The organism is Kitasatospora nipponensis (assembly GCF_039528135.1).
Classification (GTDB): domain Bacteria; phylum Actinomycetota; class Actinomycetes; order Streptomycetales; family Streptomycetaceae; genus Kitasatospora; species Kitasatospora nipponensis.
The window spans coordinates 1-610 of sequence record NZ_BAAALF010000871.1 but is presented as its reverse complement, the minus strand read 5'-3'; the positions used below and the strand labels follow the sequence as shown (position 1 = coordinate 610).

The 610-nt window shown below is 66.9% G+C and carries 1 protein-coding gene; it reads left to right on the top strand.

Features of this window, described 5'->3' with window-relative positions:
* Positions 1-203: 203 nt before the first annotated feature.
* Positions 204-610, top strand: a 407-nt coding sequence (locus tag ABD323_RS43785) for a recombinase family protein (RefSeq protein ID WP_344447578.1), incomplete at its 3' end; no start/stop codon positions are given.

Genomic DNA, 610 nt, shown 5'->3' with positions numbered 1-610 from the left:
GAAGCAGGGTCTCGGGAAACTCCGACGGTTCGTGGCTGGCGGGTATCACTGCGAAAGTGCCTGACCATCCACACAGGTGCAACGCTCCCGAGGTCGGCGTCGCAGTTCCCCGAGCCCCTGCGTGGGTCGCTTAAGGCATGTCTGAGTGGCCACAGCGGGAAATCCTCCCCCTCTTCTACTGGGGAACCCCAGGGAGGGCCACGATGGCATCGAAGAAGCTTGCTCTTGACGACAACGCCCCTGTCACGCCGTACGACGGGTGTGGGATGTGCTTCGTCGGGACCCGGAGCCTGTCCCGGGTGGTCGGGCCGACCGGTAGCCCGGAGAAGCAGCGGGACTTCATCCTTGAGGCCGTGGCCAAGGTCGGCGGGCACGTCATTGCCTGGGCCGATGACTGGGAGGTGTCGGGGGCGGTGGACCCGCTCAGGCGTCCGGCGCTCGGGCCTTGGCTGCGGGAGGAGATGGGTGCGTACAACGGTCTGGCGGGTGCGTCGGTTGAGCGGATCGGGCGCAACGTCCGGGACGCGCTGAACACCGAAGCGATGATCACCGAAGCCGGGCGGCTGCTGGTGACCGCCGATCATGAGGGCATCTGGGACCTGACCGATCC